The following is a 22,272-nucleotide window of genomic DNA, read 5'->3' as shown; positions in this document are numbered from 1 at the left end:
CGCCGATCGGGGCAGCTCCTAGAGCGCCGATCGGGGCAGCTCGACGGTGAAGCGCGCCCCCTCGCCCTCGACGCTCGCCACCTGGATCGTGCCCCCGTGGGCCCGGACGATCTCGTGCGCGATGTAGAGCCCGAGCCCGAGGCCCCCGTACGACCGCGGCGAGACGGCCCGCTCGAACCGCTTGAAGATGCGCTCCTGGTCCCCGGGCGCGACGCCGAGCCCGTGGTCGCGCACGGTCACCCGCGCGGCGTCGCCGCGGCCCTCGACGCCCACCTCGATCGGGCGCCCCCTGCCGAACTTGACCGCGTTGCCGAGGAGGCTCCGGAGGACCTGCGCGACGCGGAGCCGGTCGAAGCGGCCGAGCACCGGGCGGGGCGCGTCGAGGTCGAGGCGGCAGCCCGCCCGGGCGAGCGCCTGATCGAACTCGCGCGCGACGCCGCGGGTCAGCTCGGCGAGGTCCACCTCCTCGAGCGCCAGGACGAGCCCTCCGCGGCCGACGTGGGCGACGTCGAGCAGGCTCTCGACGAGCCGCTCGAGCCGCTCGACCTGCCCCAGGCTCGACGCGACCAGGCCGTCGAGCGCCGGGCTCGCGCCCTCGGCCTCGAGCTTCTTCCGCAGGAGCCCGAGCTTCAGCTTGAGCGGCGTGAGCGGCGTGCGGAGCTCGTGGGAGGCGACCGAGAGGAACTCCTCGCGCAGCTCCACGGCCCGCTGCGCCTCGCGGTAGAGGCGCGCGTTGTCGACCTCCACCCGCTTGCGCTCGGTGATGTCCGTGGAGATGCCGCAGACGGCGTAGACGGCGCCGGCCGCGTCGCGCAGCGGGAACTTGAGCGAGAGGTACGTGTGCAGCCCGTCGTCCTGCGGGACCACCTCCTCGATGTCGAGCGACCCGCCCGCCTCGATCACCCGGCGGTCGTGCGCCACGAACAGGTCCGCCGCCTCGCGCGGGAAGATGTCGTGATCCCGCTTCCCGAGCGCCTGCTCCCGCGGCAGGTGGAACACCTGCTCGAAGCGCCGGTTGATGAGGAGCAGGCGGCCCTCGCGGTCCTTCACGTAGATGACCGCCGGCGAGTTGTCGATGATCGCCTGGAGCTCCTCCTGGCTCTTGCGCAGCGCCGCGTAGAGCGACGCGTTCTCGAGCGAGATGGCCGCCTGCGACGAGAGCAGATCGAGCACCGCGAGCGTGTCCTCGGAGAACGCGCCGCGCAGGAGGCCGTGCTCCAGGTAGAGGAGCGCCTCGTGCCCCTTTCGCCGCGCGACCGGCATGCACAGGACCGACCGCGGCCTCGCCCGCGCGACGTGCTCGTCCGCGGCGAAGCGCGTGTGGACGGCGTCGTCGAGGATGACCGGCTCGCGCGTCCGAACGACGTAGTTGACGATCGACAGCGGCAGGATCGCGGCGGGCGCGGGCGCGCGCGCCTCGTCGGGGAGCGCCTCGGCGAACGCCTTGCCGCCCTCGATCCGCGCCCGCGCCCGGATCGTCACGCCGCCGCGGGCGGCCTCGAGGAGGTAGCCCTGCTGCGCGCCCGCGTGCTCGAGGACGACCCGGAGCAGCGCCTCCTCCAGCCGCGGGACCAGGATCTCGCCCGAGATGCTCTGCGACGCCTTCACGACCGCGAGCCGGTCGAGCTCCTCGGCGGGCATCGTGACCGTGGCCGTGGAGGCGAGCGGGCGCGCCCCGAGGTGCGGGAAGATCCGGTCGAGCTGCTTCACCTTGGCGTCGGCGCCCCAGCGCGCGTACGACGAGCGCGCCGCGCGCAGGTAGGCGTCGGCGATCAGGTCGAAGCCCCGGTCGCGGTAGAACTGCGCGGCGAGCTCCTGGGCGAGCGCCTCGTTCTGGAGGCAGCCGCCCGCGCGCGAGGTGGAGATGGCCTGCTCGTAGAGGCGCATGGCGGCGAGCTCGTCGCCCGCGACGCGCGCGATCTCGGCGGACACGAGCGCGCGGCGCGCCTCCTGGTTCTCGGGCTGGATCTCCGCCCAGCCGCGGAGCGCCGCCTCGTGCGCGCGCAGGGTGGGGAGGAGCTCCCGCTGCTGCTCCGCCGGCAGCGCGCGGGCGTGGCAGGACAGCGCGAGCGCGGAGCAATAGCAGTGCTCGGCGACCTGGAGCTGCCCCGTCGCCATGCCGAGCAGCTCGCCCGCCGCGCGCGCCGCCGCCACGGCCTCGCCGTAGCTCCCGAGCACGAGCGCCGCCTGGGCCCGGTAGAGGCGCTCGTAGAACGGCGTGAGCGGCGCCTTCACCTCGCGCGGCGCCGCGCCGCCGGCGTCCGCGGCGGCCGGGTCCGGGACCTTGTCGCGCAGCGTCTGCACGAGCCGGTAGAGGGTGCCCAGGAGGTCGTGGACGGCGTGGTACCGGGACCGCCGCGTGAACTCGAGGCGGCGCTCGGCCTCCGCGGCGACGTCCTCCAGGGGATCGCCCGACGCGAGGCGCAGCGCCACGATGTGAAAGCAGCAGTAGGACGCGTAGATCAGCGCGCCGGTCGCGACGGCCTCGTCGAAGGCCCGGTGGAAGAGGCCGAGCACGTCCCGGAACGGCCGGATCCACGGGTCGATGAAGGTGCCGATCATGTGGAGGATCTGCGCCCGGCTCCCCGTCCGGCCCTCGCGCTCGAGCAGCGCGTAGGCGAGCTCGCCGAAGCCGTAGCTCTCCCGGTAGAGCCCGAGGACGCGGCCGATCGTCCCGCCGAACGCCACGTACCCCGGCGGGGAGGTGTCCGAGTTGCCCGCGCGGAGGCTGAGCCGGACCATGTGGCACGCGATGAGGCCGTACAGGCCCGGATCCGTGTAATAGGCCGACGGGAGCGCCGTGGACAGGAGGGCCATCACGGCCCTCGTGTCCGGATCGCGCATGCGCGGCAGGTCGGCGAGCGCCTCGAGGCGGCGGCCGCGGACCTCGCCCCAGACCTCGCGCGCCGCGGCCTCCACCTCGTCGCGCGCCGGGCGGAGCGGGACGTCGATCCCGAAGCGGCTCACGCACGCGAGCGCGCTCCGCGCCGCCCGCTCGAAATCGGCCGTCGTCGTGTGGAGATCGACCTCGATGCGGCAGATCTCCGCGAGATCGAGGCGATCCCGGGCTCGCCGCTTCAGCGCCTCGATGAGCCGCTCGGCCTCGGCGAAGTCGCCGGTCAGGAAGGCGCACCACGCGCGCTCGCGGTGGAGGTCGAGCGCGAGCGCGCGATCCGTCTCCCACGCGTCGTCCGCGAGCAGCGCCATGCCCGCCGCGAGGTAGCCGGCGGCGGCCGCGTAGGCGGTGGAGGCCCGGGCGCGCTGGCCGGCCATCAGGTCGAGCCGCGCGATCCGGTCCCGCTCGCGCTGGTCCGTGACCAGCGCTGAGCCCAGGTTGAGGTGGCCGGCGATCTCGAAGAGGCGCGCCTCCGCGATCTCGGGCGGGAGGTGGGACGAGAGCAGCCGGCCGATGCGGAGGTGCACGGCGGCGCGCTCCTCGTCCGGCACGAGCGCGTACGCCGCCTGCTGCACGCGGTCGTGGAGGAACCGGTAGGTGTCGCCGGACCTGAGGAGCAGCCCCTCGCGCACGAGCTCGGCGTGGTCCTCGTGGATCGTGTCCTCCGGCCGATCGCGGACCACGGCGAGGGTGGCTGCGTCCACGGTGTTCCCCACGCACGCGGCGAGCGTGAGCGCCCGCTGGGCGCCCCGCGGGAGGCGCCTCATCTTCGTGATCATGAGATCGACGATGTTGTCCGCGAAGCCCTTGCCGCGGATCGCGTCGATGTCCCACCGGAACGCGCCCGCGCGGAGGTCCGCCTCGATGAGGCCCTCGCCGTGGAGCATCGTCAGGAACTGCGTGGCGAAGAGCGGGTTGCCCGCGGTCTTCTCGTGGACGAGGCGCGCGAGCGGGGCGACGTCGTCGAGGCTCCGCTCGACCGTGTCGGCGATCAGCCGCTCGACGTCCGAGGCGGAGAGCGGGGAGAGCTCGATCTCGCGGATCGAGGCGCCGGCGCTCCGCGCGCGGTCGAGCATGAGCCGCAGCGGGTGGGGCGGGCCCACCTCGTCATCGCGGTAGGCGCCGATCGCGAGCAGGCATCCGGCCTCCGGGTGGGTGACGAGCTGCTCGAGCAGCGCGAGGCTCTCCGGGTCTGCCCACTGGAGGTCGTCCAGGAAGAGGCAGAGCGGGCGCTCCTCGCAGAACGCGCCGAGGAGACGCCGGAACGCCGCGGCGAACCGGGCCTGCGCGTCGGTCTCCGGCAGATCGGAGAGCGGCAGGTCGGACGCGCGCGGCTGCTCGCCGAGGACGAACGAGAGCTCGGGGATGATCTCGACCATGAGCCGCGCGCCCTCGCCGAGGGCGGCGGAGAGGCGGGCGCGCCACGCGCCGACGATCGCCTCGCTCCCGCCGAGGATCCCGAGGACGAGATCGCGCAGCGACCGCGAGATCGTGGAATAGGGGACGTGCCGGTGGACCTGATCGAACTTGCTGGTCGCGAAGGAGCCTCGCTCCCGCGCCATGGGCTCGCAAAGCTCGCGCACCAGCGACGATTTGCCGACCCCGGCGCCCCCGGACACGAGCAGGAGCTCGGGGCCTCCGCGCGCGACGAGGCGCTCGAAGGCGTCGAGCAGCGCGCCCGCCTCGCGCTCGCGGCCGTAGAGCTTCCGGGGGATCCGGAACCGGCCGGAGAAGTCGTGCGCTCCGAGCGAGAAGGGCGCGATGTGCCCTGTCGTCGTGAGGCTCTCGAGGCATCGCTCGAGGTCCAGCGCGAGGCCGCGCGCGCTCTGGTAGCGGTCCTCCGCGGCCTTGCCGAGGAGCTTCATGACGATCGCGGAGACCGGCGGCGCAAGCCCGGGGACGAGCTCGGAAGGAGGCCGGGGGAACACGGCGGTGTGACAGTAGACCCACTCCAGGGCGTCTCCGGCCGAGAAGGGCAGGACGCCGGTGAGCATCTCGTAGAGCGTGACGCCCAGCGAGTAGAGGTCGCTCCGGTGGTCGATCGCCCGGATCATGCGCCCGGTCTGCTCCGGGGATATGTAGCCGAGGGTCCCCTCGATGACGTGCGGGCTCCGCCCGTCGCTCAGGCTCGCCGGGGTAATGTAGACCGGGGCGAGGGAGGCGAGATCGAAATCCGCGATCTTCACCTCTCCCGAGGCGACGTCGACGAGGATGTTGTGCGGCTTGATGTCCTTGTGGATGATCCCTTTTGCGTGGACGTCCGCGAGCGCGGCCGCGATGCGCGCGGCGACCGCGAGGAATGGGCCGAGCTCCATCGGCGCGCCGAGCAATCGATCCAGCGAGCACCCGCGGAAGTCCTCCAGGACGAGCGCGGGTCGATCCCGGTGCGTCGTGAGGGCGCACGGCTTGAGCGCAAACTGGCTGTCGAGCCTGCGCCCGATCTCGAGCTCGTGGCGGAGGCGCGCGGCGTCGCGGCGATCGGGGTGAGCCGCGCGAGGGGTCTTGATCACCACCCGACAGCCGTCCTCGTTCCGGACGCCGCGATGGACGACGAACCTGGTCCCCTCGGTGAGGATCTCGGTGAGGGTATAGCGGTCCGACGGGGCCATGGCGCTCAACGAGCGGCGGACGGGCGGCGCCGGGAGAGCTGCCGAGGCCGCCATCGCTCGGCCGCGCGGCCCGTTGCGGCGCCCCGGGACCGACCTTGTGCAGGGAGCAACCGGGCGCTCTCTACCGTAGCTTGGTACAAATCGGGCGCCACTGTGTGGTGGGTAGTGTGCGGGCCGGTGCAATGATGGTCAAGCGAGGTCAGCGCATTGAGGCGAGCGAGGCAGGTCGGCGCGGGAGCGATCGATCGCCCCCGCGAACCCCGGGAAGAGCGCTGCGCGACCGCGGCGCCCCCGCGGCCCAGCGCTCTCCGCGCGAGCGAGCGTTTGTTGAGTGTTTGTCGAGAGGGCCTCCAGCCTCCTGGGATAACCGACGATCCGGACGTCCCTGACAAATCAGCTCGGGCCCGAGATGCACCCGACGCCTACGACGCCAACGACGCCAACGGGACCACCGAGACCACGAGACCAACGAGAGACCAACGAGACCCGCGAGGGCCAGCCGGCCTGCCGCCGCGGCGCGGCGCGCGCGGAAGCGCGGTGCCTTGCGGCGGCGCGCGGCGTCCGATAGGGTGGATGGTTGGCGTGGAGGAGCGCGCTCCACGGGAGGACCACATGCCCCAGTACATCGCACCTCACCCTGGCATCGAGGTCTCGGGAACCCCGTTTGCGCTCGTCATCGAGGCCCTGGGGACCCACGGCGCCGTCGCGAAGAAGGTGCTCTCGACGCTCGGTGTGCCGGAGATCGCGGAGGGCGGCTGGTATCCTCTCCAGCTGTTCCTCGATCTGCTGAAGGGCGTGGCCCAGGCGAGCGGGGATCACACGCTGCTCGCGATCGGCAAGATGATCGTGGAGCGGGCGGTATGGCCCGCCATGCCGTCGACCATCGAGGCGTCCCTCGCCATGGTCGACGTGGCCTACCACATGAATAACCGGCTCGACGGCGAGATCATGGTCGACCCCGAGACCGGCGTCATGAAGGAAGGGATCGGCCACTACCGCTGCTACCCGCAGGGGGACCGGGAGGTCGTGATGGTCTGCGACTCGCCCTATCCCTCGGAGCTGGATCGGGGGATCCTGCTCGGCACGGCGCGGCGGGCCGCCCCGCGCGCGCTCAAGCTGCGCGTGGACGTCACGCTCGACGAGTCCCGCCCTTCTCGCAAGCACGGCGCCGACTCGTGCACCTACCGGATCACCTGGTGAGCAGCGTCGAGCTCGACGACGGCGAGATCGCCGCCGTCCTTCGAGGCCACTCCGGGCCGGGGCTCCCGGCCGGAGCGCGGATCTCCTGCGGGGGACTCGGCGGCTGAGAGGAGGCCGCGCGCCGCCGCTCGCGGCGGCGCGCGCCGTGCCTATTCGCGCCGGACGCGGGCGCGCATGTGCTCGGTTCCCGCGAGGCGGGCGACGAACTCGAGGATCCCGTACTCCCCGCTCGCGAGCCCCTGCTGGACTTCATCGATGGCGCACTGGGCCCCGAGCGCTCCGCCGTAGGTGTAGGTCGCCGCGAGGCTGCTCACGCACGTCGTCACCTCCGGCGAGCTGGCGAGCGTCTCGGCCAGGCTCTTCGCGCCGGCCACCGGCCGCCGCTCGTTCCCGACGGCGATGTAGCCCGAGTCGTCGATCGGGAGCCCGCCCTCGTCGGCGCGATAACGCCCCATCTCGTCGAAGTGCTCCAGCGCGAAGCCCGTCGGGTCGCTGTTCTGGTGGCATTTGTTGCACTCTGGCGCCGAGATGTGGACGGTCTCGTAGCGCGCGCGCGTGGTCGTCCTCCCCGGGTCGGGCTTGCTGATCGCCGGGATGTTCTCCGGCGGCGGGGGGACCGTGCCGCAGAGGAACCGCCGGAAGACGAGCAGCCCCCGGTGGGTCGGCGACGAGCCGTCCATGTGCGCGTTCCCGGCGAGGATCGAGCCCTGGGCGAGCAGACCGACGCCCCAGTCGGCAGGCCGGTCCACGCGCTGGAACTCGGCGCCGGTGACGTTGCCGTATCCATAGAACGATGAGAGCTTGTCGTTCAGGAAGGTATACGGCGCGGTCAAGAGCTCGCCGACGCCGGCGCCCCGGGTGTAGATGACGTCCTCGAGGAAGAGGCGCGTCTCGTCCTGCATGAGGGCGCCGTACGTGCTGAAATCGGGGATCTTCTCCTTCGCGATGCCGTTCACCTTCCCGTAGCTGAGCCACTGCTGCAGGAAGCGGCTCATCGCCTCGCGGCCGCGCTGCGTGTTCAAGAGCGCGCGCGCCTCCGCGACGAGCGCCTCCGGCGAGCCGAGCTCCCCGCGCGCCGCCTTGTCGAGCAGCTCCGGGGTGGGCGTCGTGCCCGTGTAGTTGTAGGCCAGCGCCGTCGCGATCTCGTGCTGCGTCAGCTCGTAGCGGCCGCCGTTCGGGGCGCCGATCTCCGAGCGGTAGAAGGCATGAGGCGACTGGATCATGGAGACCAGCGTCCACTTCAGCCCGCGCCGGAAGTCGGATTTCCCGCTCACGGAGGCGTGCAGCGCCAGGAACTCGCCCTTCTCCTCCTCGCTCACCGGCCGGCGGAACAGCCGGAGGCCGTACCGCGTGATGAACTCCGCCGCGCACTCGGGCCCGGGCTGCGTCGCCGCGCACGGGAGCGAGGCGGCCAGCGCGGCGTCCGCGGTCACGATGTCGGCGACGTCCTCCGCCGTGCCGAGGAGCTCCTTGGCGGTCTGCGCGCCGACCTGCAGCGTGCCCGCGTCGTTGGTGAACCCGAAGGTCGATGTCGGGTCGGTCCCCAGCCGGACGCCGGACCACGACGCGCCGAGCTCGGGGAAGATGTCGCGGAGGCTGTTCTCCAGCTCCAGGGCCGAGAGCCGCCGCAGCACGGGCGCGCCGACCCGCGCCTCCTCGCACGAGCTCCCCTCGAAGACCGGCCCCTTCTCGGGATCGTCCTCTCCCCCGAGGCTGCCCGCGCCGCACGCGAGGAGCGATGAAGAGAGCCCGGCAAGCACCCACGTTCGCCAGCGCATCATGACTTCAGCTCCTGGATCGGCTTGGCGTCCTGCCCGCCGATCTTGTTGAGGGGAACGCCCATCACGTCGCCGAGCGTGGCCAGCATGTCGACGTGGTACGTGTCGACGTCGACCACGCGCTGGCTCGCGAGGCGGCCGCCCCCGTTGCCGATCAGGATCGCCGGGAGGTACGAGTGGACGATCCCGGTCCCGAGATAGACGTCGTGGACATCGGAGTTGTGGTCCGCGCCGTCGCCGATCTCGCTGCACACGTAGATCAGCGAGTTGTGGAGGACGGTGTTGCCCGGGTCGAGCGGATCGGGCTGGTCGAGGATCGTGAGCATCTTCTCCGCGAGGCGCGAGAAGAACCAGCTCTGGATGGACGCGAACTCCATCCGGCCCGCCGCGTCCCGGGAGTGGGACGTCGCCCCGTGGTAGGGGTTCGAGCTCCCCGGGCCGCCGGCGAAGCTCATGGGGAGATCGCAGTTGACCCACAGGTTCTGCATCGTGACGACACGCGCGGTGCCGCACACCATCGCGGTCGCGGCGACCTCCAGGTGCGCGTCGATGACGCCCCGCAGGTTCGCCTGATCGAACACGCTCTTGCCGGCCAGCGCGTCGAGCGCCGGGAGCGCCGGCCTCGTCGCGCAGCCGTTCACGACCGGCCTGTCGCCCGCGGCCTTGAGCGCGCGCACCGACTCCAGGTGCACCCCGAGCTTGTTCTGCTCCTTGGTGAGGCCCGACAGCGCGCCCTGCATCCTCTCGAGCTGGCGCTCGGTGAGCCCGAGCGCCTCGTTGCGGAACGCCGTCTCGTCCGCCTCCGGCGCGCCGCCGCCCTGCTGCCCGCCGCCGACGGCGCCGAGCATGTCCGCCGCCGCGGCCGCGGGGTCCTCCGTCGGGCGCACCCAGACGCCGCCGTGCCGGATCAGGTACGAGTTCTTGTCGAACCCGGTCCCGTCCTGGTTCCTCGGGTAGGGGTTCGCGCCGAGGTTGTAGGCGTCGACGCCCAGCGCCTGAGCGATGGTGTGATCGATCGAGTCGGCGCCGGCGCCGTCCTTGACGCCCGTGAGCACCCCGGAGACGGCCTCGTGGTTGCCGAAGCCGTTGATGCCGAGGCCGCGGCAGACGTTGATGTATTTCCCGAACGGCGCGAGCGGCGAGAGCACCGTCGATCCTTTGAGGAAGTCCGCCCCCGAGCCGTAAGGCTCGGCGAACTCCATCGGCATGCCGTGTGGGACGAAGTAGATGAACAGCCGCACCGGCGCGGAGCTCGGCTCGGCCATCGCCAGGTTGCTCATCCGGAAGGCCAGCGGCGCCGCGACGCCGATCCCGAGCGCTTTCAGGAACACGCGGCGTCCCAAAGCAAGATCGCTCTTTTTATGTTTCTTCTCCGGCAAACGCATTGCGTCATCTCCAATCGGGCGAGCAGGTGCGCCCTGTGGATGAACGTTGTTGCTCGCAAAGAAAGACAGGCGGGCGCATTATCTCACGGCGCTCGCGCGAAGCAACTCGCTTCCGCGATCGTCGCGACTCGCGGGCCGCGCCATTGATTCGTTGCAATGCGTTGCGCAATGGTGTGGCAGGAAAGCGACGTTGGAGAGCGCCTGTCGCGACGGCGGGGCGCGGGTCGGCGACGGTGTCCTCCTGAGGGCGCCGCGGGGCGGCCCCGGGCGCGGCGGAGGGGGCTGGCGAGGTGGTCGGGGGAGGGGAGGTCGCGAGGCGGACCCCGGGGGAGGCGGGCGGGGCGCGGCGGCGCGGCGGGCGCGGCCCGATGGCCACGCTCGCCGCGCCGCGCGGCGGGGTCTCAGTGGACGCGGCCGATGCCGCGGCGGATGAACGCCGAGCGGCTGGCGGCCCTGCTGGCCGGCGCGGCGAGCCGGGAGCCGGGCGCGCCCTCGGCTTCCCCGACGGCGGTCGGGGCAGGCTCGCAGACGAGCGCCTTCAGATCCGCGTTCCGGCGCCCCAGGTCGTTCAGGGTGCGCGGCTCGCCGGTCACCGGGTCACCGATGGTGATGCCCGTCATGAAGCCCGACAGCTGCGCCTCGCCGCCCACCGGCCTCGGGAACACGTGGAGGAACCCGGTCCCGGTCTCCTCGGAGCCGTGGCACCCGTTGCAGGTGTTGAGCGAGAACTTGTGCCGCGCCTCGTTGTTCACGATGCCCGGCGCCCGCCACGCCGTGAGGTTGTTGAGGATCGCGCCGGCGAGGAACGGCGCGCCCTGGAACGTCTCGGGCACCGTGTGCTGCTCGGCGACGATCGCGGCCTCGTTCTGGTTCACGAAGTCCGCGAGCGTGGCCGTCCCGTCGAAGCTGAGGTCCGGCGTGAGCTTCACCGTCGTCGGCTCCAGGAAGCCGGTGACAGGCGAGAGGTTGAACTCGCGCAGCTCCCACACGGGCGCCAGCGAGATCTCGTTCGTCCGGAGCTGCCCGAGCGAGCTCCCGTTCGGCTTGCCGGGCGCGGCGTTCCGGCCGGCGAACCGCGTGGTGATCGCCTGGAGGGCCGCGTTGTACTCCTCGGACGGGAAGGGCAGGTTGCCGAGCGCGTGCCAGTCGTTCGCCCACTGGAGCACGTCGGCCTCGGTCGACGCGGGGAGCTTGTACTCGAGGATGACGGTGAACTGCTGCTCGAAGCCCCCGACGACGTTGAACACGAACCGCCCCTCGCCGGCGTTGCCTTCCGCGAGGTTCCGCACGTCGATCCGGTTGACGATGCCGAGCAGCCGCAGCGGCGCCTGCTTGAGATCGAGCGACCCGTCGGGGCTCCTCGGCCAGAAATCGAAGACGGCGTTCTGGATGGCGGGGCGCGCCGGGATCGTGAAGCCGTTCACGACCTGATCGGTCCGCCAGGTATCGAACAGCTGCTCGACCATGGCCGGCGCGGCCTCCGGCGTGGGCGCCATGTCCTCCATCAGCTTCGCGAAGGTCCACGCGCCCGTGCGGGGGTCCTCCGGCGGGCCGTCGAACGTCGTGCGGATGGGATCCTCGACCACGCTGAGGTGCTTCACGAAGAGCTCCCGGCCCGTCCGGACGAAGCAGCCGGTCGGCGCGGCCGACTCGAAGCTGAGCGAGCCTGACCCGATGAACTCCCCCACGAAGAAGTCGTCGATCTGGAACGGGATCTCGTGCACGCCGGGCTCGGCCTCCTCGGTCCCGCTGACCGTGACCGGGAAGTGGGCCGTGCTGCCGGACGCGACCTCGGGGACGAACGTCGTGTCCGGGAAGATGTTGACGCCCGGGGCGCCGCCGAAGATGCTCAGGAAGTAGTTCGCGTTGCCGCACGCGCCGACGTTGTTGTTGGTGACCGCGATATCGTACGACACGGGCGTGTTCGCGGGGACCGGGCCGGCGGTCGGCGGGGTGACCGCGATCGTCGCGGGCTGCTTGATGCAGGAGAGCTCGGCGATCGTGGCGCCGGTCGACGGGCTGGCGGAGAGCCACACCTCGTCGATGAGGCCCTTGAAGCGCTGGTTCGTGTTCTGCGGGTTGTGGCCGATATGGATGGGCGCGCTGATGTCGTTGAGCGTGACCGTGGCCGCGCTCGGCACGCTGATCTGCCCGAACTGCTCGCCGTTGAGGAAGAGGCGCACGAACCTGCCGTCGTAGATGCCGCCGACGTGCGTCCACACGTTGGCGTCGATCTTCGCGGAGGAGGTGATCGTCTGGCTGTTGCTCAGCCTCACGGCAAACTGCGCGCTGCCGTTCTTGATGCTGAGCGTGAAGCTCGTGTCGCTCGAGCCCGTGCCCCGCTCCTGGACGATGACCTGCGTGCCCGTGACCGCGGTCGGCTTGACCCACGCGGCCACCGCGAGGTTCTTGCCGAACGTGAACGAGGGATCGTCGCCGACCGTGACCGTGTCGTTCTTGTGATTGAACTCGACCCCCGGGCCGCTGATGCCCGCGACGCAGGCGGCGCCGGTCGAGCGGGTGGCGTCGTTGCCATTGCCCGACGAGTCGCTCAGGGTCGTCGTCGCGCTGTCGCAATCGTCGAACTTCCAGAAGCCGACGCCCGGCGGCCCGAATACGGGCGGCGGGTCGACGACGCCGCCGCCCTCGCCGCCGCCGGTGCCGGTATCACCGCCGGTGCCGGAGCCGCCCGTGCCGGTATCACCGCCGGTGCCACCGCCGCCGGTGCCGAAGCCGCCGGTGCCGACGCTGGAGCTCACGCCGACGCTGACGGCGCTGCCGATCGGCCCGCCCTGCTCGTCGAGCGTCTGCGCTGCGTCGTCGAATGCACCTTCATCCGCGCCATAACTTCCGCATGCGGCGACGCCCACGGCGAACAGGGCGAGGACCGCAGCCGAGCTGGTTTTGATTGATAGAGGGTGGGCGAAGCCGAAGGAGAGGTTCCGCATCTACGTTCTCGTTGGGTAGGAGTTACCTGCACGAGCGCCCGCCGGTCGCAACGCAGGTTGCGACCGGTGACGGAGCAGGCGTCCATCGGACCCGACTGGGCTGTTCGGGCTTGGGCGCTGTTGCGATTCAGTCAGTTGGCAATTGATGTGCCCGGTCTAAGCAGCGAGTTTTCCCCTGACGCGCTGCCGGTGTGAACACGTGGCCATGTCTCGGAGATCCGATGCTGGCACACCTGGCACAATCTCCTCATACATCAGGCTGCAGGCGCCTGACCCCTGACCAGCAAGCTTCCAACGCGATCGCCTAGAGCGCGCGTCGAAATGCGGCGATGTTCGTCTCGAACGACGCGCGCCTGTCATTGATCGCGCCATACCGCCCTCCTCAAAAGCAGGCGGGAGGCCGGCGCTCCTTATAAGGAGGGGCACCTGACGAGTGACGCGGGAGGCCGGCGCTCCTTATAAGGAGGGGCACCTGACGAGTGAGGCGCCAGGAGGTCGGCGCTCCTTATGGAGAGGGGCACCTGCTGACGAGTGACGCGAGAGACCGGCGCTCCTTCTAGGGAGGGGCACCTGACGAGTGAGGCGCCAGGAGGCCGGCCCTCCTTATGAGGGATGAGGGGGACCTGACGAGCGGAGGGGAGGGGGAGGGGGATCAACGGGCGCCGCGGCGCCGCGCGACGGACGACCGAGGCGTGACTAACCGACGCTCCAGCGCGGGCCCTGCGGCGTGTCTTCGAGCACCACGCCGGCCTCGGTGAGCAGGTTCCGGATGGCGTCCGCCTTGGCGAAGTCCTTGGCTTTGCGCGCGGCCTGGCGCAGCGCGATCAGCCGGTCGACGGCGGCGTCGCCCCCGCGCCCGCCCGCGCCCTCCGCCGGGGGGAGCGCGTAGTCGACGACGAGCGCCGGATAGAGCGCCGGCTCTGCGATCTCCACCCCGAACACCGCGAGGTGACGCGTGATGGCGCGGTACACGGCGAGCAGCGAGGCGCGGTCGCCGCACTGCTCGATCCCCGCCGAGTAGAGCGCGCCCACGTAGTCGAAGAAGGCGGCCACCGCGTTCGGCGTGTTCAGGTCGTCATCCATCGCCTCGATGAAGCGCGTGATGAAGCGCTCGGTGTGCTCCCCGAATTGACCGTGGGTGTAAATGTGCCGCATCCGCGGAATCCGCTCGTCCTCGGACCGCTGGGAGGCGTACACGCCCGGGGCGAGCGGCTCCTCCGCGCCGCCGCGCAGCTTCTCGGCGAGCACCGACGCGAGCTTCTTGATGCGCGCGTAGCCCTGCGACGCCTGCTGGAGCAGCTCCCAGCTGAACGGGAGCTTGCACCGGTAGTGGTGCGTCACGTAGAACCAGCGCGCCTCGTCGTGCCCGTGCCTCGAGACGAGCTCCTCGACGCTGATGACGTTCCCGAGGCTCTTCGACATCTTCACCTCCTTGAGATCGAGGTGCTCGGGGTGGAGCCAGTAGCGCACCCAGGGCCTCCCGCAGAGCGGCTCGCTCTGCGCGATCTCGTTCTCGTGGTGCGGGAACATGTTGTCGATGCCCCCTCCGTGGACGTCGAAGTGGTCGCCGAGCAGCGCCGTGCTCATCGCGGAGCACTCGATATGCCAGCCCGGGCGCCCCGCCGGCCACGCGTCCTCCCCCGTGCGCCAGCTCGGCTGGCTCGCCTCGCTCGGCTTCCACAGGGTGAAGTCCGCGGGGCTCCGCTTCCGCGCGAAGTCCTCCTCGACGCGCCCGCTCGCGCCGACCTCCTGCTCCTCGACCTTGCGGCCCGAGAGCTCTCCGTACGACGGGCAGGTGCTGACCTCGTAGAAGACCTCGCCGTTCACCGCGTAGGCGTGGCCCTTGCCGATCAGGCGCTTCACCATGTCGACCTGCTCGTCGACGAAGTCGGTGGCGCGCGTGTAGACGGCGTAGTCCTTGATATGGATCCTGCGGCAGTCGCGCCGGAACGCCGCGATGTTCCGCTCGGCGACGTCGATCGCGCCCTCGCGCTCGTTCGCGCGCTGCATGATCCGGTCGTCGATGTCCGTGTAGTTGATGATGCTCACCACGTGATAGCCGCGGTACTCGAGGTAGCGGCGGAAGACGTCCCAGAAGGAGTAGGTGCGCGCATGACCGATGTGCATCGGGGCATAGACGGTGAGACCGCACGTGTAGATGCGGGCGACCTTCGGCTGCGCCGTGACAAAGAGCTCTTTCTTCCTCGTGAGCGTATTATGAACCTTGAGCGGCATCGGCGACCTGCGTGATGTGCGGGCTTCTCGGGGGACCGCGTACGCTACCCTGGGCGCGCCAGCGGGTCAACGCGCCGATCCGTGGGCCGATGACGCCCGACAGCGCTGCATGCCGGGAAACCTGGACGGCGGCCCCGCGCTGCGATGTCGCCGCGCCGCGCGCGGATTCGGTTCTTCACCTCGCGCGGGGTCGAGCGGTCGCTTGGTCGCCTCGCGCCTCGCGCCTCGCGCCTCGCGCCTCGCGCCTCGCGCCTCGCGCCTCGCGCCTCGCGCCTCGCGCCTCGCGCCTCGCGCCTCGTCGCCTCGTCGCCTCGTCCGACGGCCTGCCCGCCCGTGGTCGCCGCTTGCGGCCGTACGTCCTTCAGTCTAGGCACGCCGGCATGCACTGTACTTCCCGATCCATCCTGCTCGTCCTCGCCGGCGCGCTCGCTGCGTGCGCGTCCACCCCGCCGCCCGTCGAGAGCGGCGCCGCGCCCGCCGCCCCGACGGCCCCCGCGGCGCCCCCGCCCGCGGCGCCGGCGACCGCGCAGCCCGAGGCGGCGGCGCCGCCCAAGGCAGACCCGGCAGAGGAGAAGAAGAAGGCGGAGCTCGCGAAGCTCGAAGAGGACACGAAGGCCATGGAGGCCAAAGCCGCGGAGGAGGCGGCGCGGTTCAACGACGCCCTCAAGGCCGAGGTGAAGGCGCTCGTCGCGGCCAACTACCCGAACACCGGCGCGGCGCTGCGCGCGGCGCTCAAGAGCAAGCACCGCACGCCCGGCAACGCCGAGCGGGACCCGGCCCGGCACCCGGTCGAGACCCTGGAGTTCTTCGGCCTGAAGCCGACGAGCACCGTGCTCGAGCTCGGGGCCGGCGAGGGCTGGTACACGGAGCTGCTCGCGCCGGTGCTCTCCAAGAAGGGCAAGCTCATCGTCACGTCCTTCGACCCGAACGGCCCCGCGGAGTCGCGCAACACGCTCTATGGCAAGCGGCTGAAGCGCATGCTCGAGAAGTCGCCCGACCTGTTCGGCAAGGTCGAGGTCGTCGTGATCGACCGAGACACGCCGAAGCTCGGCATCGAGGGCAAGGTCGACCTCGTGCTCGCCATTCGCGAGGCGCACAACTGGCACCGGAACGGCAAGTTCGACACCTATGTCGCGGAGGTGTTCAAGGCCCTCAAGCCGGGCGGCGTCTTCGGCGTCGTCGCGCACCGCGCGAAGCCCGACGCGAACCCCGACGAGAGCGCCAAGCAGGGATACCTCCCGGAGCCGTGGGTGATCCAGAAGGTCGAGTCGGCCGGCTTCAAGCTCGGCGCCAAGTCCGAGGTGAACGCCAATCCGAAGGACACGAAGGACTACCCGGAAGGGGTCTGGACGCTGCCGCCGAACTTCCGGCTCGGCGAGAAGGACCGCGCGCGTTACGCGGCCATCGGCGAGAGCGACCGCATGACGCTCAAGTTCGTCAAGCCCGCCCGCTGACGGAGATCGCGAGAGGCGGCGCCCGGCTCGGTCCGGCGGGCGCCGCGCCGGCGGGCGCCGCGCCGGCGGGCGCCGCGCCGCGCTCGCCCGGCGCAGCCTAGGCGGGCTCCGCGGGGCCGGCCGGCTGCCGGGCGGCCACGCGGCGCATCGGGATCGACGCGCCGGGCGCCCCCGTGGCTCGGTGCGAGGTGAAGCCGAGGCCCTCCAGCATGGCCGGCGACGCGTAGACGCCCTGCTCCGCCGTGTCCGGCAGGCACGAGGAGAGCTCGAGCACGTTCCCGCCCACCACGGAGCCGTCCTCGGTCACCACCACCTCGCCGGCGTGCAGGCAGAAGCGGACCCCCACCCGCCGGTCGTGGCCGCTCGACCGATCGAGGCGCTCGGCCAGCGAGAGCGCGGCCGAGATCGCGCGGCGCCGCGCCTCCGCGGCCTCCCGCTCGTCGCGCGGCCAGTCCGCCGCGAGCAGCACGCTCGTGCTCGTGACGGCGAGGGTCGCGAAGCCGGCGGCCGAGAGCTCGGTCATCACCTGCGGGAGCACGGACTCGAAGTCGGTCAAGAACGAGTCGGTGGGCGCCTCGAGCGCGCGGAGCTCGGCGAGGACCTCGACGAGCAGCCCGATCGCGAGCCGCCGGATGCGCCCGGCCACCTTCGTCTCCGTGCGGGCGACCCGCGCCGTGGCGGCCCGGACCTCCTCCAGGAACGTGGTCACGTCCGGGTGGCGACCCGCGGGGTCCTTGCTCATCGCCCGCACGACGATGTCGTCGAAGGCCGGATCGACCGGCGCGTGCAGGCTCGGGCGGGGCGGCGCCTGGTGCAGGTGCAGGTGCCGCAGCACCGGGTAAGCGCTCGCCGAGAAGGGCATGGAGCCCGCGATCATCGTGTAGAGCAGGGCGCCGAGCGCGTAGACGTCGGTCCGCATGTCGACCGGCCGGTTGAGCAGCTGCTCGGGCGACATGAACGCCGGGGTCCCCACGACGTGCCGCGACGAGGTGAGCGCGAGCTCCGTCGTGTCGAGCAGCTTCGCGATGCCGAAGTCGAGCAGCACGACCCTGATCCCCGCCCCCTGCTCGCACAGGATGACGTTCGACGGCTTCACGTCCCGGTGGACGATCCCGACCGCGTGCACCGCGGCGAGCGCGCTGCAGAGCGGGTCGAGGATCGCGAGCGCCTCGTCCGCCGGGAGCCGGCCGCGCGAGAACAGGTGCTGCTCGAGGCTCCTGCCCTGCAGGAGCTCCATCGCGAAGTAGGGCCGCCCGTCCTCGACCCGCCCGACGTCGAGGATCTCGACCACGTTCGGGTGCCGGATCCGCCCGATCGCGTCCACCTCGCGCTGGAAGCGCATCACCACGTCGGGGCGCGTGATCAGCTCCGCGTGCATGATCTTCACGGCCGCCGGCGTGCCCTTCGTCGCGTGCACCGCGCGGTAGACGACGCCGAACCCGCCCTCGGCGATGACGCCGTCGAGCAGGTACTCGCCGGCCCTCAGCGCCGCGGCCGCCGGGATGCTGGGATGGTCGCCGTCTCGGTCGCGCGTGTCGAACGTGCGCTGGTCCCACGTCGGCGCCGAGCCCGCCGCCGGTTCGTCCCCGGCGGGCGCTTCGACCGCGGCGGGCGCTTCGGCCGGCGCCGCGCGAGGCGGCGACTCATCTGCTTCGGGTCGCTTGTTCATACATGACAGCCGCTGACATCGCGCGTTACTGTAGCCCTACGCCGGCGTCCAACCCGACGCTCTGCTTTGTCATCGAGAGCCGGACAATGCACCGCTGTGCCGTATGCCACGGGCGGCTCCTTCCCGGCGCGTCATGCGCCCGCGACGGCTTCACGCCGCCGCCCCGCGGGAACGGCGACGAGGAGCGCGCGACGCCGCGCGTCGAGGGCTTCACGCTGCTCGGTCCGCTCGGCCGAGGCGGCTTCGCCGACGTCTGGGCCGCGCAGCGCGACGACGACGAGGCCCCGGCCGCGGTCAAGGTGGCGCGCCAGGCGACGCGGGCCGTCCGCGTGCGGTTCCGGCGCGAGGCCGCGCTGCTCGAGCGCGTCGGGGTGCCGCACGTGGCGCAGCTGTACGGCTCGGGCGAGCTCGCCGACGGGCGCCCGTACATCGCGATGGAGCGGCTCTTCGGCCTGACGCTGGCCGAGGAGCTCGCGGCGCTGCCCGCGCCGCTCGATCCGGGCCGCGCCGTCGAGCGCGCGGACGCGATCCTCGCGGTGCTGGAGGCGGCGCACGCGCGCGGCGTCGTCCACCGCGATCTCAAGCCCGAGAACATCTTCCTGATCGGCGCGAGCGGCCGCGCGGTGCTGCTCGACCTCGGCCTGGCGAAGCGCGTCGGCGACGCGGGCGACGCGGGCGAGACCCTCGCCGCGACGCGCGCCGGCGACGTCGTGGGCACGCCGGAGTACATGGCCCCGGAGCTGCTCCGGGGCGACGCCGCGCAGGCCGACGTGCGCGCGGATCTCTATGCGTTCGGCGTGATCCTGTTCGAGCTGCTCACGCGGCGCCCGCCGTTCGTCGGGGGCGAGGACGCGATCGAGCACGGCCACCTCGCGCTGCGCCCGCCGCGCCCGGGCGATTTCGCGGAGGTCCCCGAGGCGCTCGAGGAGCTCACGCTCGCGTGCCTCGCCAAGGACCCGAGCCGCCGCCCCGAGAGCGCCGCCGCGCTCCGGCGCGCGCTGCGCGCGCGGCCGCCCGCCGACACCATCCCCCCGCCGTCCGCGCCCCGGTCGTCGCGGCGGCTCGTGGGCCCCGCGGCCGCGGCCGCCGCCGAGGGGCGCCAGCCGGTCGCGCTGCTGTACGCCGAGGCGGGCGCGCCGCTCGTGATGGCGGCGGTGAACGCCCGCCGCGGGTTCCTCGCGCGGCAGCGCGGGAGCCGCTGCGTGGCCGTGTTCCCGGCGAGGGACGTCGACGACCCGGCCCGCGCCGCGATCGCCGCGGCGCGCGAGCTCGCGCAGGCCGGCGGCGTGCGCGTGGGGCTGCACCTGGCCAGCGTGCGCCTCCGCCGGGCGCCGGGCGGGCTGCACGCGGTCTACGGCGCGCCGGTCGAGCGCCCCGAGACGTGGCTGCCTCCCGAGCCGTGGTGTGGCCTCGCGATGACCGACGAGTTCCAGCGCGCGATGCCCGACGAGGTGCTCGCGCCCACGCCGCCGGGCAGCGCGCCCACGCCGCCAGGCAGCCCGTCCATGCCGCCTTTGGACCCGGCGAGCGCCGGCGAGCCGCCGCTGCTCGGCCGCGACGACGTGCTCTCCGCGCTCGCCGCGAGCGCGGCCGAGGCCTTCGACGGCACGTGCCCCGGCCTGTTCACGATGATCGGCGACGCCGGCCTGGGCAAGACCCGCCTCGCGGCCGAGGCCGCGAGCATCGCGGGCGTGACGGCCGCGGACGTGTGCGTCGCGGCGGTGCGCGCGCTCCACCCCATCCACGGCGGCGCCGCGCAGGCGGTGCGCGCGCTCCTGCGGGTCGCGCTCGACGCCCCCGACGAGAGGCCCCCGGACCCGCGGGCCTTCTGCGTGGAGCGCCTCGGCGAGGCGCTCGGCGACGCGGCCTGGGAGGCCGTGGCGGCGGCGCTCGGCTGGAGCTCCGCGAGGAGCGCCCAGTCGCCCGGCGCGTCCCGCCAGGTCCTGATGCTCGCGCTCGCCGAGGCGCTCCGCGGCCGGGCGCGCCTCGGCCCCCTTGCCGTGGTCCTCGACGACGCCCATCAAGCGGACGACGTGCTGCTGGGCGCCCTGGAGTACGCCACGCTGGACGGCGAGGGCATCCGGCTCTGGGCCGTGGTGGCCGCGCGCCCCCCGTTCGAGCAGGCCCGCCCCGGCTGGGGCCAGCGCTGTCAGCGCCACACCCGGGCGACGCTCGCGCCGCTCGCGGAGAAGCCGGCGATGGAGCTCGCCTCGCGCCTGCTCCTGCCGGCGGAGTACCCGCCCGCGGAGACCCTCCGCCGCCTGACCGACTGGGCGGGCGGCAACCCGGACTGCCTGCGGCGGATCGTCCGCTCCCTGAAGGAGGCGGGCGTCGTGCGCCAGCGGGCCGGCGGCGGCTATTACGTCGCCACGGCGGAGGTCGAGGCGCTGCCGCCCTCGCCGGCGTGGCAGTGGCTCGCGGCGCGGCAGCTCGACGACCTGCCGTCGGAGCTCGCGGCGTGCGCCCGCGTCTGCTCGGCGCTCGGGATGTCGTTCGACCGCGTCGAGCTCGAGGCGGTGCTCGACGGCCTCGAGCGCGCGGGCGCCGTCGGCACGATGGTCGACGCGGGCTTCGGGCTCTCGGCGCTGGTCGAGCGGCGGGTCCTGCAGCGCGATCGCGGCGGCCGCGCCGACGAGTGGCACGCGTTCCAGAACGCGGTCTTCCAGGAGGCCGTGTACGAGATGCTCGACCCGGAGCACCGCGCCGAGATCCACCGGAGCGCCCTCGCGTACTGGAGGGCGCAGTCCGCCGGCGGATCGTCGGGCGCGCTGCGCGCGCTCGCGCGCCACGCGGCCGCGTGCGGCGAGCGCGCGGACGCCGCCGACGCCTACCTCGCGCTCGGCGATCTCGCGTCCGCGCGGCACCGCACCGTCGAGGCGGACCAGAGCTACGACGCCGCGCTCCACGTGATCGAGGAGGGCGACGCGCGCCGGCGCGCGCGCGCGCTCGCCGGCCGCGGCAGGAGCCGGTACCGCCTGTGCCGCGTCCAGGAGGCCCGCGCCGATTTCGGCGACGCGCTTTCGCTGGCCGAGTCGCTCGGAGACGCCCGCCTCACGGCGACGCTCTTGCTGGAGGACGCGACCGCGCTCGACTGGGCGTTCGAGTTCGAGGCGTCGGCGCGGCGGGTGGAGCAGGCGCGGCCGCTCGTCGAGGCGGAGCGCTCGCCCGTGCTCGAGCTGCGGCTCCGGGTCGCCGAGGCCCGGACGTTGTGGCGGCGAGGGCGGCTCGAGGAGTCGATCGCGGAGCTCACCGCCTGCGCCGAGCGCGCCGCGGAGCTCGGGGACTACGACGCTCGCGTCCTCGCCCTGATGATGCTGCCCTTCCAGCTCGCGTCCGCGCGCCGCCTGGAGGAGTCCGAGCCCGCCTTCCGCCAGCTCATCGACCAGCTGACGGCGGCCGGCGACCTGTTCCACCTCTGCGCGGCGTACATCAACCGCATCGCGCTGTGGGCCTTGCGGTGGTCTTTGCCGGGGGCGGTCGACGACATGCGCCGCGCCGTCGACCTGGCGCGCGAGCTCGGCAATCCGTGGCTGGAGAAGGTCGCCTCCTACAACGTCTCCGTGCTGCTCTACTGGAGCGACAGGCAGCGGGAAGCGCAGGCGCTCGCGAGGCGCGCCAGGTGGCTGGAGGAGCAGTCCTCGGACCGCCCGATGCCCCAGACGGCGATCCTGCTCGCCGCGATTCATCTCTCGCTCGACGAGTACGAAGAGGCGAACCACCTCGTCGATTGGGTCGAGAGGTCCTGCGAGCTCGGGCCGCGCGACATGCCGGACTACGCGCTGCTCCGGCTGGTCCTCTCGGACCTCGGGCTCCGCCCGCACAGCCCGCCGCCCCCGACGTGGAGCGAGGCCATCCAGCTCGCGCGAGAGCAGCTCTCGATAGAGACGATGGTGCGAATGCTCTACTGGCGTGCTCGAGTGGCTCTTCGTCAAGGACGTAGCGATGAGGCCCGAGGCGCCCTCGCGAGCGCGCGAGAGCACCGGGCCGAGTGCCCGATGTGGCTGCCTCGCTTCGACGAGCTGGAGCGCGCGCTCGCGGATCTACCGCGGAGTCCGGACGCTCCACCAACCCTCTCACCCTGATACAACAAAGGGTGTT

At 72.5% G+C, this 22,272-nt stretch carries 9 protein-coding genes; 3 read left to right on the top strand and 6 right to left on the bottom strand.

Annotated features, from left to right (window positions below):
* Positions 1 to 18 precede the first annotated feature (18 nt).
* Positions 19 to 5,505 carry an AAA family ATPase gene (locus tag WMF43_RS30620; RefSeq protein ID WP_437670067.1) on the bottom strand — a complete coding sequence of 1,829 codons (5,487 nt, stop codon included), beginning with the start codon at positions 5,503 to 5,505 and terminating at the stop codon, positions 19 to 21.
* A 612-nt stretch (positions 5,506 to 6,117) separates the two neighbouring features.
* Here WMF43_RS30620 and WMF43_RS30615 point away from each other — a divergent pair.
* Entirely contained in the window at positions 6,118 to 6,705 is a 588-nt protein-coding gene (locus WMF43_RS30615; RefSeq protein ID WP_437670065.1) for a hypothetical protein, read from the top strand.
* 149 nt (positions 6,706 to 6,854) lie between these two features.
* On the opposite strand, the gene WMF43_RS30610 is transcribed toward WMF43_RS30615, so the two are convergent.
* The 4 genes from WMF43_RS30610 to cysS all read right to left on the bottom strand — a co-directional run bounded on the left by WMF43_RS30610 (position 6,855) and on the right by cysS (position 15,051).
* Positions 6,855 to 8,486 carry a DUF1592 domain-containing protein gene (locus WMF43_RS30610; RefSeq protein ID WP_437670063.1) on the bottom strand — a complete coding sequence of 544 codons (1,632 nt, stop codon included), beginning with the start codon at positions 8,484 to 8,486 and terminating at the stop codon, positions 6,855 to 6,857.
* Positions 8,483 to 9,814 carry a DUF1552 domain-containing protein gene (locus tag WMF43_RS30605; RefSeq protein ID WP_437670061.1) on the bottom strand — a complete coding sequence of 444 codons (1,332 nt, stop codon included), beginning with the start codon at positions 9,812 to 9,814 and terminating at the stop codon, positions 8,483 to 8,485. The genes WMF43_RS30610 and WMF43_RS30605 overlap by 4 nt, the downstream gene beginning before the upstream one ends.
* Positions 9,815 to 10,269: 455 nt before the next feature.
* Positions 10,270 to 12,816, bottom strand: coding sequence for a LamG-like jellyroll fold domain-containing protein (locus WMF43_RS30600; protein ID WP_437670059.1), 2,547 nt, complete (start codon positions 12,814 to 12,816; stop codon positions 10,270 to 10,272).
* 696 nt (positions 12,817 to 13,512) lie between these two features.
* A complete protein-coding gene (gene cysS, locus WMF43_RS30595; RefSeq protein ID WP_437670057.1) occupies positions 13,513 to 15,051 on the bottom strand; it encodes a cysteine--tRNA ligase in 1,539 nt (512 codons plus the stop codon).
* Between the two features lie 380 nt (positions 15,052 to 15,431).
* On the opposite strand from cysS, the gene WMF43_RS30590 reads away from it, so the two are divergent.
* The gene (locus WMF43_RS30590) at positions 15,432 to 16,505 is read left to right on the top strand and encodes a class I SAM-dependent methyltransferase (protein WP_437670055.1); all 1,074 of its coding nucleotides are present in this window, start codon (positions 15,432 to 15,434) and stop codon (positions 16,503 to 16,505) included.
* A 97-nt stretch (positions 16,506 to 16,602) separates the two neighbouring features.
* Here WMF43_RS30590 and WMF43_RS30585 read toward each other — a convergent pair whose 3' ends face one another.
* Entirely contained in the window at positions 16,603 to 18,174 is a 1,572-nt protein-coding gene (locus tag WMF43_RS30585; RefSeq protein ID WP_437670053.1) for a serine/threonine-protein kinase, read from the bottom strand.
* A gap of 86 nt (positions 18,175 to 18,260) precedes the next feature.
* Here WMF43_RS30585 and WMF43_RS30580 point away from each other — a divergent pair, with 86 nt between their 5' ends.
* A complete protein-coding gene (locus WMF43_RS30580; RefSeq protein WP_437670051.1) occupies positions 18,261 to 22,256 on the top strand; it encodes a protein kinase domain-containing protein in 3,996 nt (1,331 codons plus the stop codon).
* The last annotated feature ends 16 nt before the right edge of the window (positions 22,257 to 22,272 follow it).

The organism is Sorangium sp. So ce131 (genome assembly GCF_051519095.1).
Classification (GTDB): domain Bacteria; phylum Myxococcota_A; class Polyangia; order Polyangiales; family Polyangiaceae; genus Sorangium.
Note: the sequence above shows the minus strand (reverse complement) of the source record. Positions and strands in the feature narration are given on the sequence as shown.

Coding starts and splice junctions, on each gene's coding strand:
- WMF43_RS30580 (WP_437670051.1), top strand. CDS start 18,261: ATGCACCGCTGTGCCGTATGCCACGGGCGGCTCCTTCCCGGCGCGTCA.
- WMF43_RS30585 (WP_437670053.1), bottom strand. CDS start 18,174: ATGAACAAGCGACCCGAAGCAGATGAGTCGCCGCCTCGCGCGGCGCCG.
- WMF43_RS30615 (WP_437670065.1), top strand. CDS start 6,118: ATGCCCCAGTACATCGCACCTCACCCTGGCATCGAGGTCTCGGGAACC.
- WMF43_RS30610 (WP_437670063.1), bottom strand. CDS start 8,486: ATGATGCGCTGGCGAACGTGGGTGCTTGCCGGGCTCTCTTCATCGCTC.
- WMF43_RS30600 (WP_437670059.1), bottom strand. CDS start 12,816: ATGCGGAACCTCTCCTTCGGCTTCGCCCACCCTCTATCAATCAAAACC.
- WMF43_RS30620 (WP_437670067.1), bottom strand. CDS start 5,505: ATGGCCCCGTCGGACCGCTATACCCTCACCGAGATCCTCACCGAGGGG.
- cysS (WP_437670057.1), bottom strand. CDS start 15,051: ATGCCGCTCAAGGTTCATAATACGCTCACGAGGAAGAAAGAGCTCTTT.
- WMF43_RS30590 (WP_437670055.1), top strand. CDS start 15,432: ATGCACTGTACTTCCCGATCCATCCTGCTCGTCCTCGCCGGCGCGCTC.